This is a genomic window from Micromonospora sp. MP36 (genome assembly GCF_008119785.1).
Classification (GTDB): Bacteria; Actinomycetota; Actinomycetes; order Mycobacteriales; family Micromonosporaceae; genus Micromonospora.
Map to the genome: position 1 here is coordinate 1 of NZ_VSFA01000171.1, position 9,585 is coordinate 9,585.

At 65.2% G+C, this 9,585-nt stretch carries 6 protein-coding genes; 2 read left to right on the forward strand and 4 right to left on the reverse strand.

The window, feature by feature from the left end:
- Both FXF52_RS42735 and FXF52_RS39035 read right to left on the reverse strand, forming a co-directional pair.
- A partial coding sequence (locus FXF52_RS42735) for a hypothetical protein (protein WP_222870920.1) occupies window positions 1–204 on the reverse strand: 204 nt, incomplete at its 3' end.
- Window positions 205–379: 175 nt separating this feature from the next.
- Window positions 380–2,392, reverse strand: a complete 2,013-nt coding sequence (locus tag FXF52_RS39035) for a hypothetical protein (RefSeq protein WP_148804691.1) — start codon at window positions 2,390–2,392, stop codon at window positions 380–382.
- Here FXF52_RS39035 and FXF52_RS39040 point away from each other — a divergent pair.
- Complete coding sequence (locus tag FXF52_RS39040) at window positions 2,381–4,945, forward strand: sialidase family protein (RefSeq protein WP_148804692.1); 2,565 nt, start codon at window positions 2,381–2,383, stop codon at window positions 4,943–4,945. The two genes, FXF52_RS39035 and FXF52_RS39040, sit on opposite strands and share 12 nt — an antisense overlap.
- 91 nt (window positions 4,946–5,036) lie before the next feature.
- Here FXF52_RS39040 and FXF52_RS39045 read toward each other — a convergent pair whose 3' ends face one another.
- Both FXF52_RS39045 and FXF52_RS39050 read right to left on the reverse strand, forming a co-directional pair.
- Window positions 5,037–6,089, reverse strand: coding sequence for a D-2-hydroxyacid dehydrogenase (locus FXF52_RS39045; RefSeq protein ID WP_148804693.1), 1,053 nt, complete (start codon window positions 6,087–6,089; stop codon window positions 5,037–5,039).
- A gap of 1 nt (window position 6,090) precedes the next feature.
- On the reverse strand, window positions 6,091–7,329 hold the full coding sequence (locus FXF52_RS39050) for a mandelate racemase/muconate lactonizing enzyme family protein (protein ID WP_148804694.1): 1,239 nt from the start codon (window positions 7,327–7,329) through the stop codon (window positions 6,091–6,093).
- Between the two features lie 662 nt (window positions 7,330–7,991).
- Here FXF52_RS39050 and FXF52_RS39055 point away from each other — a divergent pair.
- Window positions 7,992–9,585: ABC transporter substrate-binding protein (locus tag FXF52_RS39055; RefSeq protein WP_187413983.1), on the forward strand; the 1,594-nt coding region annotated here is incomplete at its 3' end.

Below are 9,585 nucleotides of genomic sequence, written 5' to 3' on the forward strand. Positions count from 1 at the left end.
GAGAGCGTGTTCGAGCAGGATCCCGCGCACCACGCCGCGCACCATACGCAAAGACCCGGCCAGGAGCGGTTGGTAGTGATCCCGCGCCGATGGGTCCTGGGCGAGGTCCTGGCGTGACTGATCGCCCACCGTCGGCTGGCCGGCGGCTACGGACGCCACGGCCACGTCCGAGGCCATGCTCCGCTGGGCGGCGATCAACGGCATGGCTCACCGCCGCAGGCCCGCCACCGGTCCAGGCTGACCCTTCTCAAACACGCGCTCGGAGTTTGCTTGCACATCTGAATGTGCCGGGCGGGCAGGCCGTCTGAAGGGAACCGCCACGGTCGCGCCGGCTGCCTCGACGACTTGTGGTCGTCGAGGCAGCCGGCTGGATCTCAGTTCACGAGCCGATCCAGAAGGAGTAGAGGTCGGTATTGACGAGGTGGAAGCGGAACTTGACTTCCCGGCCGGCGAGGTCGGCAAGCTTGCGGCCCGTCCACTTCATCTCGACGTCGAGGTTGTCGCCGCGGATCGGCACCGCGTCTGCGGCCGTGTAACCGGCGATTGGCTGGCCGTCGGCGTCGAGTACCTCGACGGCTACGGTTCCCTTGCCATGGACAACGGCATTGAGGTGCAGGGAGGTCCCGTCGAACACAACAGGCTTCGTGGTCACCTCGCCCGGGTCGCCGGCATTCGGCAGCGACGCGTTGCTCAGCGAGACGAATCCGTCGCGCCGCCAGGTGGCGAGTCCCGTCTGACCGACATGGTTGTCCCGGTCCGGGTTGTTGGGCTCGGCGCCACCATGGCCGTTGTTGAAGGCCGCGTAGTACATCTGCACGGTCTTTTCGCCGACGAGGATGTTCGACGCGGTGTAGTGGGCGCCGTCGTTCCAGGCACCCGGTCGTCCGGGCTCGATGATCGGGTCGCGCGTGGGACGGGTCCAGCGGGTCAGGTCACGCGAGGACGCGATCTGTACGGTGACCGGCCCATCAGCAGCGGTGGCGAACTGGCCGGCGGTGTAGTTGAGGATGGAGAACACCCAGGGGAAGCCGATGTAGGTGCTCTCGTAGGGGGCAACTGGCATTCCATAGATCTGTCCCTCGAGCCCTCCGATCGCCTCTGCCGCCCCGTCGTCGGCATAATCGCCACTGACGCCGATCACGGGCGTCGTCCAAGTGATGAAGTCCGTGCTGGTGGACACGAAAGCGGATCGGTCGTAGGTGCCCGGGGTCCGCGACGTGAACATCCGCTTCTTGATCGTCGCGATGTAACGCCGCGTCGCCGGGTCGTAGTTGACGTTGGAGACATCGCCGTCGAGCAGGACCGGCTTGTCCGGGCCGGGCGTCCAGGTGTAGCCGTCGGGGGAGAACCAGACGTAGTAACCCAGCGTCTGGTTAACCACGCCGCTCTTGAATCGCATCAGGGCGTAGCGACGGTCGGCCGGAGCGTCTGGGTTGTAGGCGATGGTGCCGCCGCCTTCGGCGACGATATTGGTTTGAGAGGCGGGGACGTCCTTGTAGCCGATGGATCCGCGACCCAGCGGCTTGTCCCAGTTGGCACCGTCCATGCTCTCGGCGTAGCAGAGGAAGTAGTTCGGCGGTTGATCGTTGTAGCAGGTGTACCACATCCGGTACACGTCGCCGACCTTGAAGACGGAGCCGTAGGTGTAGGCGCTGGCCTCCCAAGGCTTGTCGGCCCGCACGACCGGCTGCTGTGTTGTCTGCGCGGGATGCAGCACCCGGCCGACGTCATGCGCGGACTCGATGCGGTAGTCGTCGAGGAACAGTTCCCGCTTCGCGCCGAGGGCCTTGTCGTAGCTCTGTGGCGCGAGCTGAAGGTTCACCTCATCCCAGTATGAAGCCCCGGAAGCCGCCTGAGATCCATAGACGAGAGCGGTGACGTGGGCCGCGTTGGCCGGTGCCGTGGCGGTTACGTTCACCGTCTGCCAGTCGCCGCTGAACGCCGGCGTCACGTTGGTCACGCCGACCCGAGTGCCCTCGAAGCTCCAGAACTCCAGGTACAGCCAGGCTGGAGTACCGCTCTTGCCCTTGACCTTCGCGGTCAAGGTATAGGCGCCGCCGGGTACGACGACGATGCGGTCGCTTCGGACGGAGACGGCCGTACCCTCGGCATCATTGATCTCCAGCGAGCCCAGGCCGGCGGTCCGCCACGCCCCCAGGTTGACGATGTTCGCTCCCGCCTCATTGCCCTCTACCGACCAGCCGATGGGATGCCCCGCTCGGTCTCCGGCATCGAAACCCCCGTTGGGGACGAGCGTGGCGGTCTTGCCGACGACAGACTCGGGCAGCGGCTGAGCAGCCACGGGCGGGGTGAGCCCTGCGATGACGGAGCCAACGACAGCGATGACTAGGGTGCTCGTGCGTGCAGACACGGAACGCCGGTGTATCTGCATGGCATCATCCTCTCCTGGCTGGGTGATCCACCGACGAGCCTGGATAGAAGGTCATTCCATGTCAACAAATTACGGTCGTCATTCTCTGATCCTCCGCAGTGTCAGGATCTCGCGACGTCCGCCGTCACGTCCCGCATCGCCCTTGACATGGAATGCCCTTCCGCGTTAGATCGGACGCCACCAGATCGATGCAGATCTAAATTCTCCGGATTTGCACGACCAAGCAAACCGAGGAGTGCGGCAAGACAAGTTTCGCAGCCGGGCCCTGAGCCGAAGGGATTCGCCATGGCACATCGACCACGACAGGTTTCGTCACAGCTCAAGGGCGCGACGATCGGCTTTGTTGCAGCGCTCGCTCTGCTCGCCGTCTCGCCCAGCCCGGGACTGACCATCCTGCAGCCAAACGCGGAGATTCGGCAGACCGTGCCGGAGTTCCCGTCCGGGGATGGTGGCTCGGTGGCGAAGCCCGCGTACCGGGTCGGGCCGCAGTGGCACGTACTTGACTGGGCCCCTGGTCCCATCGCCGCCGTGACACAGGCCGCCGGATACGACACCGTTGTCGACGGACGTACGGAGAAGAAGATCTTTGTGTCCACCGGGTCGAACCCCGACGTCGGGACCGCGGACTCGGTCAACAACGTGTCGGTGTCCGTTGACTCCGGTAAGTCCTTCCTGACGACGAAGCCAGACCGTCCGGAGATGGCGCTGAACTTCGGTCGGCTGCAGGATGGAATCCTGATCGCCATCGACTTCATCCCCGAGTGGGCGGACGACAGCCACACCGCGGTCAACATCATCACCCGTCACTCTCATGACGGGGGCGAGTCCTGGCAGATCCGCAAGGGTCTGTTCCGGCCACCCGCAGGCGAGGAGTTCGGCGGGATGAACCGGGGGCTGCGGGTTCACCGTCGACCCATCGTGCTGCTCGACGGCACGATCATGGTCCCGGCGTACACGTCCTACAAGTCGGACAAGGGCCGTGGGGCTAGCGTGATCTTGGAGTCCAAGGACGGCGGCGAGTCGTGGATTCAACGGTCGCGCATCCCGGCGTCACTGACGACCAACGAGGTCGGCTGGTCATACGGGACCGACGGCCGGCTGGTGGCGGCACTGCGGACCGGAGAGGTTCCCCCTCGGCTGGTCACGTCGTACTCCGACGACGACGGGCGCACCTGGAGCCCGGCGACGCCACTGCGCGGACCTGACGGCAATCAGATCGTCGGGATCGACCCCGACATCGTCCTGCAGCCAAACGGCATCATGGTGCTCGCCACCGGGCGTCCCGACGACCGGATCCTGATCGACTACGACGGCACCGGGCAGACCTGGGACGCCGAGGAGGTGGTATTCGCGAATGCGCCGTCGACGACCAACAACGGCCGCTACGACGGGAGTAGCGCCAACAACTCCCTGGTCAATGTGGGTGCCAACCGGACCATCTTCTTCGGCGACAAGTGTCACGTGTGGGGCTGTGGCGCCTACGACAATCAGTTCGGGGTCTTCGCCAAGTATCTCAGCATCGTCACCCCCGGCGTCGGCAAGCTCGACCTCGCGACGCAGGTACGGTCCGGCGTCGGCGGCGTCTCAGGTGACTTCGCCAAGCCGGACAAGAGGTTCCCCGAGACCCGCCCGGAGGGAGCCTTCGACGGCAGCTCGGCACCCCACTCCGCCGCCGTATTGTCAGCCCGGGACGGCGTGGCGCCGACCATGGTCGTCAAGCTCGACCAGCCGTACCCGGTCAGCCGGATCGGACTGATGCTCGGTACGGGTCAGCCGCTCGACGCGACCGTGTCGCTGTCCGCCGACGGGCACACCTGGTCGGACCCGGTTGTCACGGCGAGAGGCACGCACGATCACGCCCTGCGGTACACCGACTTCTCCGCGATCGACGCACAGTACATCAAGATCACCGCTTCTGCTGGGACCGCGACACCGGTCACGGAGCTCGAGGTGTACACGGCCGATGTCCAGACCTTCGAAAACGAGCCGGTGTTCGGCGTGCCGCGCGGCTTCACCGACGCCAAGCATGCATGGACCACGGATGTCTCGGAGACACCCGGTACCACGGCACTGGGCGGCTTCCGCAGCCGCACTGCGCTGCGGTTGTGGGACAAGTGGGAGGATGACAACGCGACCGCGACCAAGATGTCGGCGGACACGGCTCACCAGACCGTGTCGTTCGACTGGGGAGTCACCGACCACCGCGGCCCCTTCGTCGTCGAAGTCAAGGGCCACTCCGGAGGCTCCACTACGACACCGTGGCGTTTCCGCATCGTCGACACCAAGCCGGCGCAGACGATCGAGGTGCACGACGGAACGAAATGGACGGCGCTGGGCACGCTGACCAAGCGGGTCGAGTTGTTCCAGTGGGCAACAGTCACGATCGACGCGACGACCACCGAGGCGGCCATAACCGTCAACGGCCAGCGCCTCACCACGACCAAGCGTGCCGAGGCGGCAGCCAGCCTCGCCGGTATCGCGTTCTCGACAGGTGACCCGATCGCATACGGTCCTACCTTTTACATCGACAACCTCAGGGTTGCCGGTGCCTGACCGACCGACATCTCGTAATTCCGAGGAGGCCGCGCGACGCACAGGCGTCGCGCAGTCTCCTGCGAACGGCCACGTGACGGAGCGCTCGATCTCATCGAGGTCCGCGGTCGCGGCGAGCCGGGTTCCACGCGTTGACCAACTCCTGGGGCGGCACCTCGTTGAGCAGGGAATCCCCGGACAAGAAGCGATCGAGGTTGCGGGTGAACAACTCCCACAGTCGGGGAAGGAAGAAGGTGCTGCCGGTTGAGCCGGAAATATGCGGCGTGACGACCGCGTTCGGGACCGACCAGAAAGGGTCGCCCTGGGGCATCGGCTCGCGGTAGTGACTGTCCAGCGCGGCGCCCGCGATGGTTCCGTCACGAAGCGCCTCCAGCAGCGCCGCCTCGTCGATGATGTGTGCCCGAGCCGGATTGAGGACGACTGCGCTGTTCGGCAACCACCCCAGCTCCTTGGTACCGAAACGACCGACGGTGTCGTGGTTCAGCGACGCCGCGATGACCAAAAAGTCGAGATGCTGCAGGAAGTCGTGCAGCTCGCCAGGGGAGAAGCACCGATCCGGGAGGCTGGCAGCCGCCACCGCCCCGGATGGCACCTCATCACGGTCCGCGCGCGGATCGAAACGCCGCGACAACGCCCAGACCTCCAGTCCGAGGCTCCGCGACAGGCGCGCCACCTCATGCCCGATGCTTCCGTATCCGAAGATGCCGACTCTGCGTCCGCGCAGCTCAGCTTGGTAGCGGACGTCGCGGGACCAGGTGCGCCCCCGTTGGTCACGCAACATGTCGGGGAATCCTCGGGCGAAGCTGAGCATCATGAGAACGCACCACTCGGCGATCGGTACATCGTTGACACCGCTCGCGTTGCTCACCCGCACGCCGGCCCCAAGGCCGAGCCCGTTGAGCTGTTGATAACCCGCCGACCCGAGTTGAATCCAGCGCAGTGCCCGCATCGCGTCGATGTTTGCGGGTATGTGGTCGGCGAACACGATCGTGCAGTCGGCGATCTCGGCGGCGGGCAGCGTGGTACCCGGCGCCAGGGGGTCCCGACAGATGATCTCGGCGCCGGGGAGCAGTGCACGTACCCTCTTCAGGCCGGACGGGTCGACCGGCTGCGCGACGAGCAGATGGTGCCGACGGTCCGCCATCTCAGCTCCTCATGAGCTTGCCGGGCACGCTCGAAAACTCCTCGGCGCCCGGAACGAAGGGATATGCTTCCTTGATCTTCTGGCTCAGGTTGATCCCAAGACCAGGTGCGGTCGGAGGGGTGAGGTACCCGTCCGCCAGCCGCAGCGAGTCACCCCAGATCTCCCGATGTAGCGGCCCCGCGTCAGGCGGCAACTCCACGATGAGAGTGTTGGGTGCCGCGAACGCGGCGTGGACGTTCTGCATCACAGCCCCGCCCGCACCCCAGGCGTGTGGTGCGATTGACCGCCCGATCTGACCGAAGAGGGCAGCGACCTCGCCGAGCTCGCTGAGCCCGAGCCAAGCTGCATCGGGCTGAGCGACCGAGAACGCGCGATGATCTGCGAACAGCTTGAACTCTTCGAGCCTGGACAGCTGCTCGCCTCCGGCGACCCGGGTAGTCGACCTCTCACAGAGCTCGGCGTATCCGGTCAGGTCGTGGTACGGCAAGGGTTCCTCGAACAGCAGAACCTCGTACGGCTCCAAGGCTTGAAGTACTGCCATGGCGGTGCTGACGTTCCAGCGCTGGGCGCTTTCCCGGTGACCCATGTGGCCGTCCAGGAGGATTCCGACGTCGCGGCCTACGTGCTCACGGAGCTTGGAGACCTTCTCCACCTCGAGTTCCGCGGCATCGTTGGGTCCGTCGCCGGAGGGCATTTCCTCACGGCTCTCCATGTCGACGTACCCCGATGACACCTTGAACGCGCGAAATCCCAGCCCCAGGTAGTGATCGGCCTTCCGCAGGAGATCGGTCATGGGCCACGGCGACGGGCCGCCTGTCGCGTAGGCGGGCAGGCGCGCGTGTCGGGCCCCGCCGAGCAGTTCGCAGACCGGAGCACCGAGAAGCTTTCCCTTGAGGTCCCAGAGTGCCGCCTCGATACCAGCGATCACGGCCGCGCCGAGACCGACGCGTCCCCAGTACGCGCAGCACAGCCGCATGCGCCGGCACAGAGTCTCGATGTCAAGGTCCGTGGGATCGTCGAAGCTCTCGGCGTTTAGCAGGATCGGCTTCAGGTAGTCGACGACGAGCGGGACGCTCTCGGGAAAGAAGTATCCGGCATATGTCTCGCCGACCCCGACATCGCCGGAACTCGTACGTACTTCGATGAACGCAGCGCTCCTCAACTTCTTGAACGGCAGGAGCCAGGGATCCCCGGTGCTGGGGCCGGTCAGCAGAGCTGTCGTGACGTCGACGATGCGCATGGGTGGCCTCCACGGGCCTGGCCGGGTGGAATCGATCGGGACGCGATCATGGATGGACACGAAACGCAACAGCGGGCCTTCGGGAACACCTCGCAAATCGGGGCGCACACCGCACGATTTCGGCAAGACCGTTTCATGTCAAGGTTATGCAACGCCGTTTCATCTCGGGTCGGGCCCGGCCCGCACCTTGAGTTCTGCGGCGGCGCATCATCGATAGCCCAGACCAGCCGACGCCCCCGTACCGGATGATGAATGCCTTCGCCGTGGCGTCATCGACCTCCCCGGCGGCCCGACGGCGCACCAGTACCGCGGAGCGCACCGCTGCGGCTCGCTCTGGAGGTCAGGAGGGGCGTACCGCCCGGCGCCTGCCGGGCTATCTTGGTGATCGGCAACACGCGGTCTCGGTTACTCACCCCGAGTACGCGGACCGGCCAGCCGTGGCGCTGACCTCGGGATTCCGCCTGCCGTGCCGGCGAGCACGATGCCTGGACACTGGGCATGCTATTGACGTGGAACATTGTTCTATATATGGTCCGCCTACCGTCAGGATCAACTGCCAGCTCCTCCCAAGTAGCCCAGCCCCATCCAGGCAGCCATTCCGGTTGCCAGACCATCCCGCCGTCTATGGGGGGAGGTGCCGGCCCGACGCGAAAGGCTGCGCCATGAGATTTCCCAAGCGATACCTCGGCGGAGCCATTGCGGCTCTGCTGGCTGCCAGTCTCGTGACTGGCTGCTCCGGACCGCAACCCGCCGCGCAGGAGCGCGGCGGACAGCTCTCGATCTTCCTGTACCAAAAGCCGCAGGGGACCTTCAGCCCGTTGGAGCCCGCCAGCGGCCCGGATTACAACGTCATGTCGCTCATCTTCCAGAGCCTCGTGATGGTGACGCCCGATCTGGCCCTGGTGCCGCAACTGGCGGAGAAGGTCGACATCTCGCCCGATGCGAAGAAGTTCACCTTCACCCTTCCGAAAGATCGCAAGTGGAGCGACGGTCAGCCATTCACCTCGGCGGACGTGCTCTTCACCTATCAGCGCATGGCCAACGCCAAGACGGGTAGCGCGGCTGCCGGCGTGTTCGGTCCGGTGGTGGGCGCCGCCGACGTGAAGGCCGGAAAAACGGACGAGGTCAGCGGCTTGACAGCCCCTGACGACCACACCTTCGTGATCGAGACCACCGAGCCGAACGTGGGGATCCTCCAGGACATCGGCCGGTTCATGATCCTGCCGAAGCACATCCTCGGCGACAAGCCCGTCGAGAATTTCTCGAAGGACCCGTTCTTCAAGAAGCCCACGGTCGGCCTGGGGCCATTCACGTTTGTGGACTACAAGGTCGACCAGTACGTGGAGTTCAAAGCCAACAAAAACTTCCCCAAGCAGGTCGGCGTGGAAAAGATCTTCCTCAAGCCGGTCACCGCCGACGTCGCGATCGCCCAGCTCGGCACCAGCGAGATCGACATCGCGTCGTTCTCGCCCACGGAACGCAAGACCGTCGAAGCCCTGGGCAACATCAAGGTCATGGAGGCGAAGGACGGCGGCTTCGTGCGGATTGCCATCAACCACAAGAAGAAGCAGTTCCAGGACAAGCGGGTGAGGCAGGCCTTCCTCTACGCGGTCGACCGCCAGGGGATCGTGGATTCCGCACTGCCTGGCGTGGGGTCGGTACGCAACTCGTCGTTCGACCCGACGGTTTCCGGTGACGGCATCGAGAAGTACGAGTACAACCCGGAAAAGGCCAAGAGCCTGCTCCGGGAAGCCGGATGGAACTCGAATACGCCGGTCGAGCTGGCCTGGATCGCCGGCGGTAACCCGGATCGCGACGCAGCCGCCACTGCCGTTGCCAGCCAGTTGAACGAGGTCGGCGTCAAGGTCAAGCTGCAGAAGGTGGAGGCCGCCTGGACGACGGAGAACCTGAATACGGCGAAGTTCGACATGTTCCTCTTCGGCGGCGGCAACTATGCGTCCGACTCCTGGGCGGTCAACAACATCAACGCCTGCGACAAGCACCTGCCCAACGGCGGCAACATTCCGGGCTTCTGCAACCCGGCGCTTGACGCCCTGATGAAGAAGGCCAACTCCTCCGCGGACGAGAAGCAGCGGCTGGCGACATATGCCCAGGCAGCCAAGATCGACAACGACGAGGTGCCATACCTCTGGCTGTACAGCAACCGTGGAACGTGGGCGGTCAACAACCGGGTGCAGAACTTCACCCCGCTTCACCCGAGTGGTTTCGGCTGGTTCCACCCAGAGGACTGGAAGG

Excerpts from the sequence above, each read along its gene's own strand:
- FXF52_RS39035 (WP_148804691.1), bottom strand. The coding sequence starts at position 2,392 with ATGCAGATACACCGGCGTTCCGTGTCTGCACGCACGAGCACCCTAGTC.
- FXF52_RS39045 (WP_148804693.1), bottom strand. The coding sequence starts at position 6,089 with ATGGCGGACCGTCGGCACCATCTGCTCGTCGCGCAGCCGGTCGACCCG.
- FXF52_RS39050 (WP_148804694.1), bottom strand. The coding sequence starts at position 7,329 with ATGCGCATCGTCGACGTCACGACAGCTCTGCTGACCGGCCCCAGCACC.